Origin of the sequence: Geothrix sp. (genome assembly GCF_020622065.1) — a bacterium.
GTDB lineage: Bacteria > Acidobacteriota > Holophagae > Holophagales > Holophagaceae > Geothrix.
Window position 1 is genome coordinate 1,155,461 of sequence record NZ_JAHRYQ010000002.1, and the last position, 17,287, is coordinate 1,172,747.

13 protein-coding genes are annotated in these 17,287 nt (G+C 68.3%); 4 read left to right on the forward strand and 9 right to left on the reverse strand.

Annotated elements, in window-relative coordinates; genetic code table 11:
- Nucleotides 1–14: 14 nt before the first annotated feature.
- The gene (locus tag QZ647_RS14745) at nucleotides 15–425 is read right to left on the reverse strand and encodes an EamA family transporter (protein WP_291272889.1); all 411 of its coding nucleotides are present in this window, start codon (nucleotides 423–425) and stop codon (nucleotides 15–17) included.
- A gap of 80 nt (nucleotides 426–505) precedes the next feature.
- The gene (locus tag QZ647_RS14750; protein ID WP_291272890.1) at nucleotides 506–1,417 is read right to left on the reverse strand and encodes a hypothetical protein; all 912 of its coding nucleotides are present in this window, start codon (nucleotides 1,415–1,417) and stop codon (nucleotides 506–508) included.
- Between the two features lie 39 nt (nucleotides 1,418–1,456).
- Here QZ647_RS14750 and lipA point away from each other — a divergent pair, with 39 nt between their 5' ends.
- Nucleotides 1,457–2,383, forward strand: coding sequence for a lipoyl synthase (gene lipA / locus QZ647_RS14755; protein WP_291272891.1), 927 nt, complete (start codon nucleotides 1,457–1,459; stop codon nucleotides 2,381–2,383).
- A gap of 13 nt (nucleotides 2,384–2,396) precedes the next feature.
- On the opposite strand, the gene QZ647_RS14760 is transcribed toward lipA, so the two are convergent.
- Genes QZ647_RS14760 through purB form a run of 3 tightly spaced genes read right to left on the reverse strand, consistent with a single transcriptional unit; the run spans nucleotide 2,397 to nucleotide 5,348 of the window.
- A complete protein-coding gene (locus tag QZ647_RS14760; protein WP_291272892.1) occupies nucleotides 2,397–3,041 on the reverse strand; it encodes a 4Fe-4S dicluster domain-containing protein in 645 nt (214 codons plus the stop codon).
- 7 nt (nucleotides 3,042–3,048) lie between these two features.
- Entirely contained in the window at nucleotides 3,049–3,879 is an 831-nt protein-coding gene (locus QZ647_RS14765; RefSeq protein WP_291272893.1) for a hypothetical protein, read from the reverse strand.
- A gap of 17 nt (nucleotides 3,880–3,896) precedes the next feature.
- Complete coding sequence (purB, locus tag QZ647_RS14770) at nucleotides 3,897–5,348, reverse strand: adenylosuccinate lyase (RefSeq protein ID WP_291272894.1); 1,452 nt, start codon at nucleotides 5,346–5,348, stop codon at nucleotides 3,897–3,899.
- Between the two features lie 118 nt (nucleotides 5,349–5,466).
- Here purB and glyA point away from each other — a divergent pair, with 118 nt between their 5' ends.
- The 3 genes from glyA to QZ647_RS14785 are packed head-to-tail and all read left to right on the forward strand — an operon-like array spanning nucleotide 5,467 to nucleotide 9,193.
- The gene (glyA, locus tag QZ647_RS14775) at nucleotides 5,467–6,705 is read left to right on the forward strand and encodes a serine hydroxymethyltransferase (protein WP_291272895.1); all 1,239 of its coding nucleotides are present in this window, start codon (nucleotides 5,467–5,469) and stop codon (nucleotides 6,703–6,705) included.
- Between the two features lie 3 nt (nucleotides 6,706–6,708).
- Nucleotides 6,709–8,775, forward strand: a complete 2,067-nt coding sequence (locus QZ647_RS14780) for an ATP-binding protein (RefSeq protein ID WP_291272896.1) — start codon at nucleotides 6,709–6,711, stop codon at nucleotides 8,773–8,775.
- Nucleotides 8,765–9,193 (forward strand): gamma-glutamylcyclotransferase family protein, encoded by a 429-nt coding sequence (locus QZ647_RS14785; protein ID WP_291272897.1) that lies wholly within the window; start codon nucleotides 8,765–8,767, stop codon nucleotides 9,191–9,193. The genes QZ647_RS14780 and QZ647_RS14785 overlap by 11 nt, the downstream gene beginning before the upstream one ends.
- A gap of 62 nt (nucleotides 9,194–9,255) precedes the next feature.
- On the opposite strand, the gene gyrA is transcribed toward QZ647_RS14785, so the two are convergent.
- From gyrA to dnaA, 4 genes are all read right to left on the reverse strand, one after another.
- Nucleotides 9,256–11,862: a DNA gyrase subunit A gene (gene gyrA / locus QZ647_RS14790; protein WP_291272898.1), complete on the reverse strand. Its 2,607-nt coding sequence runs from the start codon at nucleotides 11,860–11,862 to the stop codon at nucleotides 9,256–9,258.
- Nucleotides 11,863–11,916: 54 nt separating this feature from the next.
- A complete protein-coding gene (gene gyrB, locus QZ647_RS14795) occupies nucleotides 11,917–14,484 on the reverse strand; it encodes a DNA topoisomerase (ATP-hydrolyzing) subunit B (RefSeq protein ID WP_291272899.1) in 2,568 nt (855 codons plus the stop codon).
- A gap of 40 nt (nucleotides 14,485–14,524) precedes the next feature.
- Entirely contained in the window at nucleotides 14,525–15,658 is a 1,134-nt protein-coding gene (dnaN, locus tag QZ647_RS14800; RefSeq protein ID WP_286354527.1) for a DNA polymerase III subunit beta, read from the reverse strand.
- Between the two features lie 214 nt (nucleotides 15,659–15,872).
- Complete coding sequence (gene dnaA / locus QZ647_RS14805; protein WP_291272900.1) at nucleotides 15,873–17,249, reverse strand: chromosomal replication initiator protein DnaA; 1,377 nt, start codon at nucleotides 17,247–17,249, stop codon at nucleotides 15,873–15,875.
- Nucleotides 17,250–17,287: the final 38 nt, after the last annotated feature.

The window sequence follows — 17,287 nt, forward strand, 5'->3', positions numbered from 1 at the left end:
TCAGGATTCCTGCATCAGCGGGCCATCAGCCACAGGCCAGACAGCGTGGCGGCGAGCCCCACCAGCTTGGTGGGCTGGAGCTGTTCGCGGAAGAGAAGAAAGGCCAGAAGCGCCACCACCACGAAATTCGCATTCATGATGCCGACGGCCACGGCCGCCTTGGCGCCGCGGGCGAAGCTTTCGTTGACCGAGATCAGGGCCAGGGCCGTGAAGAGGCCCGCCCCCACGGCCCAGGCCGCGCCGGCGGGCGGCGTCGAAGGCCGGCCCCGGTACAGCCAGTAGGCCAAGGCCAGCGGCACTTCGCCCACGACCACCCAGAACAGCACGCCCGCCGGGCTGAGCCCGTGATGGCTCGCGGCCTTCATGCCCAGGTTGCCCAGGCCCATGAGGACCATCGCTGCCATCGCCCATCCCAACCACGCCATGCCGTTCAATCTCCAGGGAAAGACAGTATGGCGGTGGTTGCCGTCTGTGGGGACAAGGGTTGACGGAGGCCACAGGGGATTCACGCCCCGGTCGGCAAGCTGGCCAAAGCCTCCACCACATGGCGCTGGTCCGGCGCCAGGGGCCAGACCCAGCGGTCCCGGCGATGCGGATCCCGCCCCGCCGCCCTCAGCGCCGCCCCGACATCCAGGCCCATCAGGGGATCGCTTACCTCCAGACCCTCGACACCTCCCCGCAGCTGGGCCATCCAGGGGTCGGTCCAGGGCCCCAGCTCCAGCGAACCGGGACCGAAGGCCACGCCCCGGTCATGGACCAGCCAGAGTGCCGCCCCGCTCCCGGCGAGGGTTTCCAGGAACGCCTCCAGGGCCCGCCGCGTCCAGGCCTCCAGGGCTTCCGCCAGGGGATCGGACCGCTCGGCATCCGCCGCCCAGGGCGAGGCCTTCCCGAAGGCCCCCTCCACCACGCGCTCGGCCACGGCGCCGAACTGGCCCATCACATTGGCCGCCAGGATGGTTCCGGGCCGGTGGACCTCGATCCAGGCCCGGAGCGCCGCGGGATCCGGGCGCAGGAAGGGCACCAGCCCCGCCAGGCGCAGGGCGGCGGTCTGGGGGTCCCGGTGCCGGCCCGACCAGGGCTCGGCCACGGCGCGCCGAGCCGCTGCCGCCAGGTCCCCCAGGCCTCCCGTCAAGTCCTCGAACACCCAGGGGGCCCAGCGGCGGTGGCGCAGGGCGGTGCGGGCGCGGCTCCAGGGATCCGCATCCCAGCCGGTGGTCCCGGTGGGGGCCAGGCCCCAGGGCACCTCCAGGCCCGACCCCGCGCCCAGGATCAGCACGGGGCGCGCGGGGTCCGCCGCCTGCAACCCCTCGCCCAGGAAGCCCCGCACCCGCGCCAGATGAGGGCCCCAGGCGGTTCGGTCCCGGGCCAGGAAGGCGGTCTGCTCCAGGCGCAGCAACCTGGATAGCGGCTTGGACATTCCTGCATGTTACGGAAAACTGGAGGATCTGGAGGCCCGATGGCCCGTTTCTCGAAGCGCGTTGGCCGTGAAGTGCTGGAGGGCCACCCCCGTCTCCCCGAATGGATCACCAAGGAGCGGGTGAAGCTCAGCGACCTGCACGGCATGAAGCGGGACCTGCGCGACTCGCACCTGCACACCGTCTGCGAAGAGGCCCGCTGCCCCAACCGCACTCATTGCTTCACCCACGGCACGGCCACCTTCCTGCTCATGGGCGAGGTCTGCACCCGGGCCTGCGGCTTCTGCAGCATCCAGAGCGGCAAGCCCCGGGCCCTGGATGCCCGGGAACCCCTTGAAACGGCCGAGCGCGTGGCCGCGCTCGGCTTGCGCTTCGCGGTTCTGACCTCCGTGAACCGGGACGACCTGCCCGATGGCGGCGCGGCCCACTTCGCCGAGACCGTCCTCGCCATCCGCCGCCGCAACCCGGGTGTGGGCGTGGAGGTGCTGGTGCCCGACTTCCTGGGCGACCTCGAGGCCGTGGCCCGCGTGGTGGCCGCCGGTCCCGCCGTGTTCAACCACAACACGGAAACCGTGCCCAGCCTCTATCCCGAGGTACGACCTGCGGGACGGTTCGAGCGTTCGCTCCGGGTGCTGGCGCACGCGAAGGAACTGGGAACAGCCCTGTATGGCCACGCCTTCCGCACCAAGAGCGGACTCATGTTGGGGCTGGGTGAAACCGAGGCCGAGTTGATGACCACCTTCGAGGCCCTGGCCAAAGCCCAGGTGGACATCCTCACCCTGGGGCAGTACCTGCGCCCCACGCGCCACCAGCTGCCCGTGAAGCGCTATGTGCACCCGGACGAATTCGCCGACCTGGGAGCCAAGGCCAAGGCCTTCGGCTTCGCCACGGTCTACGCCGGTCCCCTGGTGCGCTCCAGCTTCAACGCCCACGAGGTGGCGGAGATGGAGGGCATCAGCATCGCCTAGGCTTCAGGCCGGCTCAGTCCCGCCGGGGTTCCACGACGATGGCCGCGGGTTCGGCGGGACAAGCGAAGACGCAGAGGCCGCAGCCCGTGCAGATGTCGGCGTCCACCACCGGGTGGGGGAGGGCATCCCCCTCGCCGGCCACCATCCGAAGGGCCTCCTCCGGATAGGGGCAGCGGTCCACGCAGACGCGGCAAGCCCGGGCCTCGCGATCCAAGGTGCCCCAGGTGGCACAGAGGCCCGGCTTCACGCGGGCCGTGCCCATGCGGACGGCCCGCGGACCGTCCAGCTCCGAGCCGTCGACCTGGACAAGCCGCGGCCAGACCAGGGCCTCGTCATCGCATTCCGCCACGCAGGGCAGCGTCGTGCACAGGAAGCAGGGGACGCTGCGGGGATCGAGGTAGGGGGTGCCGAGGGCCAGCCCGGCCGCGGGTCCGGCCTTGAGGATGGCATTCTCGGGGCAGGCCCGCATGCACTTGTCGCAGCGGGTGCACTTGGTGAGGAAGGCCAGCTCGTCCAGGGCCCCGGGCGGACGCAGAAGCTTGGGCCCCAGGCCCGTCACCGCCTCTTCGATCCGATTGGCCACGAACCCCGCGAACAGGGTGCCCAGGGACTTGAAGAAGTCCCCGCGCTCCTGGGGTTCGTCGAGTTTCTTGGCCATGATTGCGTCAGTCCATCAGCCCCAGCACCCGCATCGCAGGCCTCAGGATGCCCCACAGGACGGGGTCGAAGCCCAGGGTGAGGACACCGGCCTTCCCGTCGCCTGTGAGATCCAGGTGGGCCAGCAGGTCGGCGCTCACGGCCACATCGCGGGAGCTGGGCGGGGCCTCCACCCACTTCACGCCGGCGGGAGCATCCTTCCTGGCCAGGGACTGGCCCTCCAGGGCACGGATCTGAAGCACCAGCAGGTCCCCATGGAAAGAGGGGACCCGGATCTCCAGCAGGCGCCCTCGGCCTGCGACGGGAGCCACGGGCACCACCTCGAAGGCCTGGCGGTAGCCCAGCTTGGCCAGATCCGGATCCTCGCCGTTGAGGATGGCGAGGGTCTGCTCCACGAGGCCATCCAGGCCCCGGTCGCCCATCCAGGCCACCGAGCGCAGGTGGGTGCCGCCCACTTCGCCCAGGCCGGTCAACAGGGCCGGCAGCAGGGCCAGCACCTGCTCCAGGGCGGGCCGGCCCCGGAGGGCCATCGTGCCCTTGGGCCAGGGGCCCGCCAGGGGCATGGGGTCGGTCTTCGGCTCGGGCTCCGCCCGCAGATCCAGGATGCGGCCCGGGAAGGTCGCCAGCAGCGCCGGATCCGGCGTATCCGCCAGGATCACGGCATCCAGGCCCTCCAGGAGCGCCTGGCTCGGCGCGAAGACCACCAGGTCGCCCACCTCCTCTTCCACAGAGAGCGCGCCAATGGAAAGGGGCACCACGGACGCGTCCCGGGCCTCCAGGGCACCCACGAGTTCCCGGCCCAGCATCGTCTGGGCACCGATCACGGCGAGTTTCAGCATGGTCAAACCTTTCGCGGTCAAACGCGCACGGCGGCTTCGTCGGCCGGGGCGTGGTCCTTCAGGGCGGCGGCCACGGGGCCCGCCAGGAACTGGCGCACCTGGTCTCCGGCGCGGCCGGTGAACCGGCGCGCGTCCAGCAGGGCCGCCAGTTCGGCTTCGGTCATGGCCCAGGCGGGATCCTCCGCCAGCAGCTTCAGCAGCTCGTTGGGACGGCCTTCGGCCTTGATGCGACGCCCCGCTTCGAGGGCGGCGCCACGGAAGCGCTCGTGGAGATCCTGGCGATCGCCGCCGCGCTTGACGGCCTCCATGAGGAGCACCTCGGCGGCCATGAAGGGCAGCTCCTGGCCGAGGCGCGCCTCGATCATCTTCGGGTAGACCACGAGGCCCGAGGCCACATTGCGGAAGAGCACCAGAATGGCGTCCACCGCCAGCAGGCCTTGGCTGATGGTGAGGCGGCGGTGGGCGCTGTCGTCCAGGGTGCGCTCCATCCACTGGCTGGCGCTGGTCTGATAGCTGGAGGGCATGAGGCCCAGGACGAAGCGGGCGAGGCTGTTGATGCGCTCCGAGCGCATGGGATTGCGCTTGTAGGGCATGGCGCTGGAGCCGATCTGCTTCGACTCGAAGGGCTCCTCGACCTCTTTCAGGTGCTGGAGCAGGCGCAGGTCGCAGGCGAATTTCGAGGCGGAAGCCGCGATGCCGCAGAGTACCTGGCCGATGCGATCCTCCAGCTTGCGGGTGGCCGTCTGGCCGCTGACGGGGATCGCGGCAAAGCCCACCTTCTCGCAGAAGCGCTGTTCCAGGGCCTCCACCTTCGCGCCGTCGCCTTCGAAGAGTTCGAGGAAGCTGGCCTGGGTGCCCGTGGTGCCCTTCACGCCGCGCACGGGGGTGGTGCGGATGAGGTGGTCCAGGTCCTCCAGATCGAGCAGCAGGTCTTGGATCCACAGGGTGGCGCGCTTGCCCACGGTGGTGGGCTGGGCGGGCTGGAAGTGGGTGAAGCCCAGCGTGGGCTGGTCCTGCCACTGGGCGGCAAAGGCCGACAGGGCCGAGATCGCGTCCTGAAGGCGCCGCCGCAACAGGGTCAGGGCCTCCTGTGCGATGAGCAGGTCCCCGTTGTCCGTCACGAAGCAGCTGGTGGCGCCCAGGTGGATGATGGGCCGCGCGCCGGGCGCCTGCTCGCCCCAGGCGTGGATGGCGGCCATGACATCGTGGCGCAGGGCCGCTTCGTGGCGGGCGATGGCCTCGAGATCCACGGCGTCCTGGGTGGCCTTCAGCTCGTCGACCTGGGCCTTCGTCACCGGCAGCCCCAGCTCGGATTCGGCTTCCGCCAGGGCGATCCAGAGCCGCCGCCAGACCCGCTGGCGGTACAGCGGCGACAACAGGCGCACCATGGCCTTGCTGGCGTACCGGCTGGCCAGGGGGTGCTCGAATCGCTCCAGCTCGGGACCATCGTGGGGCGGGAGAAAGGGCATAAGAACTCCGGCCCTCCAGTGTCGCACGGCCGCGGACCTGTGATTCCGCTCACGAAGAGGCTTCCTTGGCCCTGGCGCACCGCGGCTAGGATAGGGGCATCACCCGGGAGCCCCCGCCATGTACGAAGTCATCCGAACCTCCGACCCCGCCGTGTTCCAGGCTCTCGAGCTGGAGGTGCAGCGCCAGCGGCACCACCTGGAACTCATCGCGTCGGAAAACTACGCCTCCCGCGCCGTCATGCAGGCCATGGGCTCCCACTTCACCAACAAGTATGCGGAAGGCTACCCCGGCAAGCGCTACTACGGCGGCTGCAGCCAGGTGGACATCGTCGAGAACCTGGCGCGCGACCGGGCCAAGCAGATCTTCGGCGCCGAGCATGCCAATGTGCAGCCCCACAGCGGCGCCCAGGCCAACATGGCCGTCTACCTCGCGGCCCTGAAGCCCGGCGACACCGTGATGGGCCTGGATCTGGCCCACGGCGGCCACCTCACCCACGGCCACCCCCTGAACAGCTCCGGCATCCTCTACAAGTTCGTGCCCTACCATGTGCGCCAGGAAGACGAGCGGGTGGACATGGACGAGGTCCGCACCCTGGCCCGCCAGCACCGGCCCAAGATGATCGTCGTGGGCGCCTCGGCCTACAGCCGCACCTGGAACTTCCCCCTCTTCCGCGAGATCTGCGACGAGGTGGGTGCCCTGCTCATGGTGGACATGGCCCACATCGCCGGCCTGGTGGCCACGGGCCACCACCCGAGCCCCGTGCCGCACGCGGATTATGTCACCACCACCACCCACAAGACCCTGCGGGGCCCCCGCGGTGGCCTGATCCTCTGCAAGTCCCAGTACGCCAAGGATCTCGACCGTGCCGTCTTCCCGGGCGTCCAGGGTGGCCCGCTCATGCATGTGATCGCCGCCAAGGCGGTGGCCCTGCACGAGATCATGCAGCCCGAGTTCAAGGCCTACAGCGGCCAGGTCATCTGCAATGCCCACGCCCTGGCCAAGGGCCTGCAGGAGCGTGGCTGGCGCATCGTCAGCGGCGGCACGGACAACCACCTGTTCCTGGTGGACCTGCGCGACCACGAGCTGCTGGGCCACGAGGCCGAGAACTGCCTGCACCGGGCCGGCATGACCACCAACAAGAACGGCATCCCCTTCGACCCCAACCCGCCCCTCAAACCCTCCGGCGTGCGCCTGGGCAGCCCCGCCCTCACCACGCGCGGCATGAAGGAGGCGGAAATGGACCAGATCGCCCGCTTCTTCGATGTCACCCTGCGGCACCGCGGCGATGAAAGCACCTTCGCCCGCGTCCGGCAGGAAGTCTTCCACCTGACCGATCAGTTCCCCATCCCTGAATAACCGGTGGCGGGTCCTCTCCGCTCGTCCAGCTCTCCCCCAGGCCGCTTCGGCGACCCGGGGGGGCTCGGCCCGGGGAAGCGGATCCTCTGTATTCTCGGCCTCGCCCTGATCTACCTGGGCGCCGCCAAGACGCCCTTCCCCTCAGGCCTCCCTTTCCAGGCCTACCTCTTCTGGCCTGCCGCCGCCGTCGCCCACACGGCCTTCTTCATCCTGGGCGCCGAGGCCGTCTGGGGGCTGGCGCTGGGCTCCCTGGCCCTGAATCTCGGCGGCTGGCTGCCCTGGCCCCATGCCCTGGCCATGGTCGTCCTCCAGACCCTCGAGCCGCTGATCGCCTGGCGGATCCTGGTGCGCCTGGGGGTTGGCCGGCCAGACCTGCGCCAGGTCCGGGACCTGCTCCGCTGGCTCGGGGTCTCGGCGGCGGCCAGCGCCTTCTTTTCGGCGGGGCTGGGGGCCCAGGTGGTGGGCCTCGCCCACCGGGATGGGGGGTTCAGGGATCCCCTGGCCACCAGCCTCTCCTGGTTCCTGGGGGATCTCACCGCCCTGCTCTGCCTGGGCCCCGTCCTCCTCCACGCCTTCATCCCCCGAGAGGCGGACCCGGAAGCGACCGCCCTCTCTCGGTTGAGACACCCCGTTCTGGAGGGACTCACCCTGGCAGGCCTCTGCCTGCTCCTGTTGTTCGGGGCCCGGATCAACCCGGGGCTCTCGCGTGATGTGGGCCTGGCCCTCCAGTTCGCCCTGGTGCTCCCGATGCTGGGGGTCGCCCTCCGCTTCGGCCCCCGCGGCACCTCCTGGGGCGTGGCCCTGCTCTCCCTCAGCATGCTCGCGCTCCTCTGGGTCCAGGGCCGGGCGCTTCCCCAGGAGGCCTTCCGCTTCTCCCAGCTCTACCTCATGGTCCTGGCCCTCGCGGCCCTGATCACGGCCGCCGCCGCCGAGGAGGCCCGCGCCGCCCGCCGGGCCCTGGAGGTGCGGGAGCTCCAGGGCCAGCGCATGGAGGCCGTGGCCACCCTGGCGGGGGGCCTGGTGCACGGATTCAACAACCAGCTGACCGTCCTGCTGGGCAACCTGGATCGCCTGCGGCTGCTGCCGCCGGGCTCCCCAGAGGCCACCATCGCCACCGGCCGGATGGAGGATGCCACCCTCGCCATGGAGCGCACGGTTCACCAGCTGAAGGCCCTGTCGCACCAGGCCCCCCTTCGGGCCTTCTCGCTGCCCCTCCGCGAGGCCCTCGCGCCCTTCCTCCTGGAAACGGCCGCCCTGCCCGACCGCATCGACTTCCAGGTCGATCTTCAGGAGGGCCTGGTGGTCGGCCTGGATCCCGAGCTCCTGCGACAGGCCCTTCAGCTTCTGGTGGCCAATGCCGTGGAAGCCCTCTCGGGCGCCGGCCAGATCCAGCTCCGCGCCGAGCGGGAGGATCCCTGGGTCCGCCTGATCCTCGAAGATGACGGCCCGGGCATGACCCCCGAGGTGCTGCGCCGGGCCTGCGACCCCTTCTTCACGACCCGTTCCGTGGGCCGGAACCGGGGGCTCGGGCTCTCCATCGCCTTCTCCCTCGCCCGGCAGATGGGCGGCTGGCTCACCCTCCACAGCCGCCCCGGAGAAGGGACCCGCGCCGAGCTGGGCCTGCCCCAGGGGAAGGCCCTGGAGCCCCTTTCGGTCCCCCCCCTCGCCCCGCTGCGGACCCGGCGGATCCTTCTGGCCGACGACGAGGCCGGCATCCGCGAGCTCACCCAGGAGGTCCTCCAGGACCACGGGTTCGAGGTCGTGGCGGCCGCGGACGGCCAGGAGGCGCTGGAGGCCTTCGAGGCCGATCCTTCGGGCTGGGACCTGGTCATCCTCGACCTGGTCATGCCGAGGCTCCACGGAGCCGATGTGCTCAGCCGCATCCGGAGCTCCCGGCCCAACCTCCCGGCCCTGCTCATCAGCGGGTACAACGCCGAGGCACGGCCCGGCCTCCTGGAGGGCCCGTACCAGCGCTTCCTGGCCAAGCCCTTCCGGATCCGCGACCTGGTGGCGGCCATGGAAGAGCTGGGCCTGCTGAGCCCCGAGGCGGGTCCCTCCCATGACCGCTGACGGCCTCTTCGTCTACGGGACCCTCCGCGAGGGCGGGCCCCGGCATGCCTGGCTCCGCCGGACCGACCCCGAGGGCCTCACGGGAGCCTGGGTCGCCGGTCGCCTCTTCCACCTGCCTGCGGGCTATCCCGCCCTGGTGGCCGGTGCCGAGCCCGGGGCCCCTCCCCCGGGGCCCGGCTGGGTCCGGGGGGACTTCGTGGGCTATGATTCCGAGGATGACCTGGAGTCCGCCCTCGCGGACCTCGATCCGCTGGAGGGCGTGGAGGAGGGTCTCTTCACCCGCCAGATCCTGCCTGTCGTCCTGGAGGGGGGCCACCGGTACCAGGCCTGGGTCTATGTGTTCCATGTGGAACGCCTGCCCCGGCTGGAGCGGGAGGCCGTGGAAGTGCCGGACGGGGACTGGGCCGCCTACCTCTAACAAAAAACGGTGCGGATGGCTCCGCACCGTTTTTCATCGGCCCAGGGGACTGGGGCTTTCCCCTAGAGTCCCAATTTCGGCTGTTCGCCGCTTTCATCCGGCCCCGGGTGGGCCGCCTCGGCCTCGGCGAGATCCTCTTCTTCATCCAGGGCCATGGCGCTGGCGTCGATCTTGGCGAGACCCACGACGCGGTCGTCGGCGCTGGCCAGCTTGAGGAGGCTGACGCCCTGGGCATTGCGGCCCGTCTTGCGCACTTCGTCGATGAGGAAGCGGATGACCATCCCCTCCTGGCTGATGAGGAGGCAGCCTTCCCCGGGCTTGACGAGCTTGAAGCCCACCACCTGGCCGTTGCGGACGCCGGCCCGGATGTTGATGACGCCCGTGCCGCCGCGCCCCTGGAGGCGGTAGTCCTGGACGAGGCTGCGCTTGCCGTAGCCCTTCTCGCAGACTGTCAGCAGCATGCCGTGGTCCTCGGTGCTCTCGTCGGGTTCCACGCCTTCCGGCAGGTCCGGCAGGGGATCGGCCACTTCCATGTCCACGATGTGGTCGCCCTTCGCCAGCTTCATGCCCCGCACGCCCGTGGTGGCGCGGCCCGTGGCGCGGACATCCTCTTCGGGGAAGCGGATGGCCTTGCCCTGGGCCGTGGCCAGGACGATCTGCTGGGTGCCCGTGGAGCGGCGCACCGCCACCAGGCTGTTGCCCTCATCGATGTTGAGGGCAATGAGGCCGTTGGTCCGGATGTTGGCATAGGCGGCCAGGCTGGACTTCTTCACCGTGCCATCGCTGGTGGCGAAGACCAGGGTCTCGCCCTCGGGGAAGTCCCGCAGGGCCATGAGGGTCACCACATTCTCCCCGTCCTTCAGGGAGATGAGGTTGCGGATGTGCTTGCCCCGGGTGGAGGCGGCGGCTTCCGGCAGGTCGTAAACCTTGAGGGCGTAGACGATGCCTTTATCCGTGAAGGCCATGAGGGTGTCGTGGGCCTTGGTCATGAAGAGCTGTTCGACGAAATCCTCGTCCTTGGTCTTCATGCCCACCTTGCCCTTGCCGCCGCGCCGCTGGCGGCGGTAGGCGGTGAGGTCGGTGCGCTTGATGTAGCCCGCCTTGGACATGGTGACGACCATCGGGTCGTCCGGCACCACATCCTCCATGCGGATCTCGCCGGAGTAGCCCACGATCTCGGTGCGGCGGTCATTGCCGAATTGGTCGGCCACCTGCTGCAGCTCCTCCTTGATGACCTGCAGGAGCAGCTTGTCGTCGGCCAGGATGGCCTTGAGCCTGGCGATCTGCTTTTCGAGCTCGGCCAGCTCGTCGAGGATCTTCTCCCGCTCCAGCCCGGTGAGCCGCTGGAGGCGCATGTCCAGGATGGCCTGGGCCTGCACGGCGGAGAGGCAGAGGCTGGGATCCTTCTTGATGGCGGCGGCGGTGGCGAAGGCCCCCGCCATGAGGCCGGCCTTGGCCTCCTCGGGGCTCTTGGCGCCGCGGATGAGCTTGATGACCGCATCCAGGTGGTCCAGGGCGATCTTGAGGCCCATGAGGACATGGTGGCGGTCTTCGGCCTTCCGCAGCTGGAACAGGGTCCGGCGGGTCACCACCTCGCGGCGGAAGCCGATGAACTCCTGCAGCACCTCCCGCAGGGTGCAGATGCGGGGCTGGCCGTTCACGATGGCGAGCATGGTGATGGGGAAGCTGTTCTGGAGCTGAGTCTGCTGGTAGAGCTGGTTCAGAACGATGTCGCTGGGCTCGTTCTTCTTCAGCTCGACGACGAGGCGGATGCCCTCGCGGTCCGATTCATCGCGCAGGTCGCTGATGCCGTCGATCTTCTTCTCGCGCACCAGCTCGGCGATCTTCTCGATGAGGGTGGCCTTGTTCACCTGGTAGGGCAGTTCCGTGAAGACCAGCTGCTCGCGGTCGCCGGCCCGACGGATCTGCTCCACATGGGACTTGGCCCGCACCACGCAGCGGCCGCGGCCCGTGCGGTAGGCGTCCAGCACCCCCTCGGTGCCCAGCATGATGCCGCCGCCGGGGAAATCCGGGGCCTTGATGTGGGCCATGAGGCCCTCGAGGCCCAGGCCCGGATGGTCGATCAGGTCCACCAGGGCGTGGCAGCACTCCCGCAGGTTGTGGGGGGGGATGCTGGTGGCCATGCCCACGGCGATGCCCTGGGAGCCGTTCACCAGGAGGTTGGGGAAGCGGGCGGGCAGGGTCAGGGGCTCCTGCATGCTGCCGTCGTAGTTGGGGCCGAAATCCACCGTGTCCTGGTCGATGTCGCCCATCATCTCGTTGGCGAGGCGGGACAGGCGGGCCTCGGTGTAGCGCATGGCCGCGGCGGAATCGCCGTCGATGGAGCCGAAGTTGCCCTGGCCGTCCACCAGCACATGGCGCATGGAGAAGGGCTGGGCCATGCGGACCAGGGTGTCGTAGATGGCGGAGTCGCCATGGGGATGGTACTTACCCATCACATCGCCCACGGTGCGGGCGGACTTCTTGTAGGCCCGGTTCCAGTCGTTGCCCGCCTCCTTCATGGCGAACAGCACCCGACGGTGCACCGGCTTGAGGCCGTCGCGGACATCGGGCAGGGCCCGGCCCACGATGACGCTCATGGCGTAGTCCAGGTAGGACTTCCGCATTTCTTTTTCGATTTCCAGGGGCTCGATACGGTTCGGGTTCATGTGGCTTCCGGTGTTCTACGTGGAACTTTGCTCGACATCCTGCAAAAACAGAACTTAGATGTCGATGTTCTCCGCCAGGAGGGCGTTGGTCTCGATGAAGCGACGACGGGGTTCCACGGCATCACCCATGAGGACGGTGAAGATCTCGTCGGCTGCCACCGCATCGTCCACCCGGACCTGCAGCAGGGTGCGGCGCTCAGGATCCATGGTGGTCTCCCAGAGCTGCTCGGGGTTCATCTCGCCCAGGCCCTTGTAGCGCTGGATGCCCAGGCCCCGCTTGCCCTCTTCGAGGACCATGGCCAGCATTTCCTCGGGGTCCGTGAACACCTGCTCCTTGCCGAGCTTGGGGGTGCCCTCCTCGACCTCGTCCTCGCTGTCCTTGTCCTTGTCCTTGGGGACATCCTTGATGTCCTTGAGGCGGCGGAGCCGCAACTCGCCCCCGCGGAACCCGGCCAGCTCGACCTGCAGGGCGGCCAGGCGGCGGAATTCACCCCAGTGGGCCACCTGGCTGTCGATCCAGAGGGTGATGGGGCGGCTCAGGTGCATGCGGACCAGGCGGAGGCGATGGCTGGCCGGGGTGGTCATCGCGGGCTCCTCGCCCTCGGCGGGACGCTCCTCGCCTTCGATGGTCTCAATCTCGCAGGTGCCGAGCTTCTGCTTCACGAGGGCGGCGGCCAGCTGCTCCAGCCCTTCCCGATGGGTGAACCGGTCTTCGTCCAGCAGGCCCTCGGCGAGCAGCGCGCGGACCAGGGGCCGGGCGTAGCCGCGGCGCTCCAGCTTGCCGAAGAGCTGCTGCACCTCACCCCACTTCTTCATCTCGCGCACCAGGACGGGGCCGCGGTGCTCCGTGCCGTCCGGCAGGCTGAGGGACCAGCCGTCCAGCGCCTTCTGGAAGAGGAACTCCTCCAGGGCGCGCTCGTCCTTGAGGTATTTCTCCGTCTTGCCCTTCTTCACCTTGTAGAGGGGCGGCTGGGCGATATAGAGGTGGCCGCGCTCCACCAGCTCCGGCATCTGCCGGTAGAAGAAGGTGAGCAGCAGGGTGCGGATGTGCGCGCCGTCCACATCGGCGTCGGTCATCAGCACGATCTTGTGGTAGCGGAGGTTCTCGACCTTGAACTCATCCTTGCCGATGCCGGTGCCCAGCGCCTGGATGAGGATCCGGAGCTCCACGGCGCCGATGATCCGGTCGAAGCGGGCCTTCTCCACATTGAGCACCTTGCCCTTGAGGGGCAGGATGGCCTGGGTGGCGCGATGGCGGCCCTGCTTGGCGCTGCCGCCGGCGGAATCGCCCTCCACCAGGAAGATCTCGCTGAGGGCCGGATCCTTCTCCTGGCAGTCCGCCAGCTTGCCCGGCAGGCCGCCCCCGTCGAGGGCGCCCTTGCGGCGGGTCAGCTCGCGGGCCTTGCGGGCGGCCTCGCGGGCGCGGGCGGCCTCGATGGCCTTCTCCAGGATGGCCTTGGCTTCCCGGGGGTTCTCCTCGAAGAACGCGGAGAGCTTCTCGTAGACGATGGTCTGGACGATGCCTTTGACCTCGCTGGACACGAGGCGGTCCTTGGTCTGGCTGGAAAACTTGGGATCAGGGACCTTGGCACTAAGAACTGCCGTCAGGCCCTCACGGACATCCTCCCCTGAGAGGCTCACCTTGGCGCTCTTCAGCAGGTTGTTCTTCTCGGCATAGGCGTTGATGACGCGGGTCATGGCGGCCCGGAAGCCCTCCAGGTGCGCGCCGCCGTCGCGGTTGCGGATGTTGTTCGTGAAGCAGTAGAGGGTCTCCTGGTAGGAGTCGTTCCACTGGAGGGCCACTTCGACCGTGGTGTCCTGCTTCTCGTCCTTGATGTAGATCGGGGGCTTGTGGAGGACCGGCTTGTTGCGGTTCAGGTGCTCCACAAAGGAGCTGATGCCCCCGGCATTCATGAAATCCTGGTTGTCGCCGGTGCGCTCGTCCGTGATGCGGATGTGGACGCCCTGGTTCAGGTAGCTCAGCTCGCGCAGGCGCTGGCTCAGGGTCTCGAAGCTGAAGTCGAGGACATTGTTGAAGACCTCGGGATCAGGCAGGAAGCGGACCCGGGTGCCGCGCCGCGCGGTGGGGCCGACCACCTTCAGGGGGGCGTCCGCCTTGCCCTGGGAGAAGGTCATGGCGTGCTCCTGGCCATCCTTCCAGACCGTGAGCCAGAGCTTGGAGGACAGGGCGTTTACGCAGGACACGCCCACGCCGTGCAGGCCGCCGGACACCTTGTAGGCGTTCTTGCCGTCGGTGTTGGTGTTGTCGAATTTTCCGCCGGCGTGGAGCACCGTCATGATCACTTCCGCGGCGCTGCGGCCCTCCTCCTTGTGGAGGTCCACGGGGATGCCGCGGCCGTTGTCCTCGACGCTGCAGCTGCCGTCGTTGTGGAGAACCACATCCACGCGGGTACAGAAGCCCGCGAGGGCCTCGTCAACGGCGTTGTCCACCACTTCGTAGACCATGTGGTGCAGGCCGCTGCCATCGTCGGTATCGCCGATGTACATGCCGGGCCGCTTGCGGACGGCCTCGAGGTCTCTCAGAACCGTGATGTTGTCGGCGGTGTAGCTGTCGGATTCCTGGGGAGTGTGTACGCGTGAGGTGAAGACTTCTTCGGACATCAAGACTCGCTTTGTTGAAATCGGTGAAGTGCGGTGCAGATCAGGCCGTGGCGCTGTTGGCGAAGCGCACGGGCATGAGGACATAGCGGAAGCTGAAGTCCTCGAGGCTGGGGGACATGAAGACGCCCTGGCCCACTTCGTCCTTGAACTGGTAGACCACCTCCTCGCCGGGGAGCCGCTCCAGCAGCTCGGTGAGGTAGTCGATGTTGAAGGCCAGCTCAAAGGGGTGCTCTTCGCCCGTGAAGGGCAGCGTGGCCTGGTTCACGCCCTCGTCGGGGTGCTGGAAGACCGTGCGCAGGTTGGGGAATTCGTAGAACAGGCGCACATTCTTGTTGTAGTCGTCCTTCTTCAGGCCCACGAAGCGCAGGGTGCGGAGGAAGACCTCGCGATCCATGATCACGCGCTTGGGCAGCTCGGCGGGCAGCACCTTCTCGTAGGCCGGGTAGTTGCCGGTGACAAGGCGGGTGCTGAATTTGAGGCCCGGCTGGTCGAGGTAGAGCGTGGTCCCATCCCAGCAGAGTTCGACCTCGCCTTCGTCGCCCAGCAGGGTGGGGATGAGGTCCAGGGCCCGCTTGGGCACAATGAGACGGACTTCATCCTTGAGCTTCGTGTCGCAGGGCACCTCGGCCACCGCCAGGCGGAAGCCGTCGGTGGAGACGACGCGGACATGGTGCTTGGACAGGTGCAGGAGCACCGCCGACAGGGTGGGCTTGGTGGCGTCCTTGCTCACGGCAATGGAGCCCAGCTGGATGGCCCGCTTGAATCGCAGCACAGGAATCCTCACCACCGGCAATTCCTTGCTGGGGGCGGGCAGTTCGGGGAAGCCCTCCCCGGGCTGGATGTTGTGCTCGGAATTCATGCCCTTGGCCCGCAGCCACAGGCGGCCCCCCGCATCAGGGCACTCCAGGCTGAGGATGCCTTCGGGGAAGACCTTCACAGTCTCGATGAACTTCTTGCCGGGCACGGCCATGGTCCATTGCCCCTGGCCTTCGCCAGGCACCGTGGCTTCGAAGGCCAGTTCCATGTCCGTGGCCTTCATGACGACTTCCTTCGGGCGCACATCCACGAGGATGTGCTGAAGGATCGGAAGCGTGACCCGACGGTCCAAGGCATGCCTCAGGATCCCGAGGGTGCGATCCAGACGATCCTTGGAAACCTGTAACTGAAGACTCATGAATCACCCTTGATGATGCTGATGCCCGGGGCAACCTGTGGAAAGACGACTCAAAGCCCTATCCTACCGGAGTTTCCCTGCCTGGGACAGGCTGTGGACAACCCCGTGGGGGCTGAGGAGAAGGGGGGTTTCGGGTGGCGAGAACCCGGTGCCGGAACACCGTGTGGAATGGGGGTTGTGCGGTTCTGTGGATATCTGATTAACAGCCGCATTGTCAATGGATGCTGTTCAGCAGGGCCTGGACCATCCTGTGGAATTCAGGATCGCGCTTCATGCGCTCCCGCACGGACCCGATGGCGTTCATGACGGTCGAGTGGTGCATGTTGAACGAGCGGCCGATGTCCATGAAGGGAATGGACGCGATCTCGCGGGCCAGGTACATCGCAACCTGGCGCGGAAGCAGGATGGCCTGCTGCCGGGAGCGCTTCTTCATCAGGTCCACAAAGGGGACATTGAAGGTCTCCGCCGTCATGCGGAAGATGCGCTCGGGGGGGATCGCGGCGGTGGGCTCTTCCCCGCTCTGGCCCTGGAAGGCCGCGTGGGCGACCTCAAGGGAGGGCGGCACGCCAACCAGGCTCGCCTGGAAGATGACGCGGGTGAGGAAGCCCTCCAGGTCGCGCACGCTGCCCTTGGCCTTGTGGGCGATGAAGGTGAGCACATCCTCGGGGATGGGCGGCACATTCTTGAAGTCCGCGTCCTCCAGTTTCTTCTTCAGGATGGCGATGCGCGTCTCGAAGTCCGGCGGCTGGATGTCCGCGGTGAGGCCCCACTTGAAGCGGGTGATGAGCCGCTCATGGCAGCCCTCCAGGCGCTGGGGCGGCTTGTCCGAGGTGATGACGATCTGCTTTCCGTTCTGGAGGAGGTACTCGAGGATGTAGAAGATCTCCTCCTGCGTGCGCTCCATCTTGCCGAGGGTCTGCACATCGTCCAGCAGGAGCACATCGTTCTGCTGGTACTTCTTGCGCATGGGTTCGGTGTTCTTGGCCCGGATGGCGACGGTGAGTTCGTTGAAGAAGTGGTCCACCTTGAGGTAGGCCACCCGCAGCTTGGGGCTCCGCGCCAGCAGGCCCTTGCCGATGCCCACCATGAGGTGCGTCTTGCCGAGCCCCGCGCCGCCGTAGATGAACAGCGGGTTCATGCTGAGGGGCGTGGCGGCCTTGCCGTAGTTGTCCACCACCGCCTTGGCCGCCGCGAAGGCCAGCTGGCTGCCGGGGCCCTCCACGAAGCGGTCCAGCGTGTAGCGGTTGAAGAGGTGCGGAAAGGACACCGGCGGCTCGGTGGCCGCAGCCCCGGCTGAGGCCGAACCTTTCCGCGCCGGAGCCTTGGGGGCCGCGGGAGCGCCGCTGACCTGGAACACGAGGCGCAGGTCCGCCAGCCCGCCCTGGGCCAAAGCATCGTTGAACTCCTCGGGGAGCTGCTGCTCGATCCAGAGCTTCGCCGCCGCGCTCGGGACCTGGATCCACAGCGCCCCGTCCTCGACCTTGTGCGGCTCGCAGGGGGCGATCCACTCCTTGAAGCTGGCTTCCGGGAGCTGCTTGGAAAGCCCGAGTCGGATGGTGTCCCAGAGGGCGGCGGGATCGGCGGATGGCATGGGTTCACCGGATGCGGTGGAGGAGCAGGAGGGGTTGG

Excerpts from the sequence above, each read along its gene's own strand:
- QZ647_RS14760 (WP_291272892.1), bottom strand. The coding sequence starts at position 3,041 with ATGGCCAAGAAACTCGACGAACCCCAGGAGCGCGGGGACTTCTTCAAG.
- QZ647_RS14785 (WP_291272897.1), top strand. The coding sequence starts at position 8,765 with ATGACCGCTGACGGCCTCTTCGTCTACGGGACCCTCCGCGAGGGCGGG.
- lipA (WP_291272891.1), top strand. The coding sequence starts at position 1,457 with ATGGCCCGTTTCTCGAAGCGCGTTGGCCGTGAAGTGCTGGAGGGCCAC.
- QZ647_RS14745 (WP_291272889.1), bottom strand. The coding sequence starts at position 425 with ATGGCGTGGTTGGGATGGGCGATGGCAGCGATGGTCCTCATGGGCCTG.
- dnaN (WP_286354527.1), bottom strand. The coding sequence starts at position 15,658 with ATGAGTCTTCAGTTACAGGTTTCCAAGGATCGTCTGGATCGCACCCTC.
- QZ647_RS14750 (WP_291272890.1), bottom strand. The coding sequence starts at position 1,417 with ATGTCCAAGCCGCTATCCAGGTTGCTGCGCCTGGAGCAGACCGCCTTC.
- purB (WP_291272894.1), bottom strand. The coding sequence starts at position 5,348 with ATGCCCTTTCTCCCGCCCCACGATGGTCCCGAGCTGGAGCGATTCGAG.
- dnaA (WP_291272900.1), bottom strand. The coding sequence starts at position 17,249 with ATGCCATCCGCCGATCCCGCCGCCCTCTGGGACACCATCCGACTCGGG.
- gyrA (WP_291272898.1), bottom strand. The coding sequence starts at position 11,862 with ATGAACCCGAACCGTATCGAGCCCCTGGAAATCGAAAAAGAAATGCGG.
- glyA (WP_291272895.1), top strand. The coding sequence starts at position 5,467 with ATGTACGAAGTCATCCGAACCTCCGACCCCGCCGTGTTCCAGGCTCTC.
- QZ647_RS14765 (WP_291272893.1), bottom strand. The coding sequence starts at position 3,879 with ATGCTGAAACTCGCCGTGATCGGTGCCCAGACGATGCTGGGCCGGGAA.
- gyrB (WP_291272899.1), bottom strand. The coding sequence starts at position 14,484 with ATGTCCGAAGAAGTCTTCACCTCACGCGTACACACTCCCCAGGAATCC.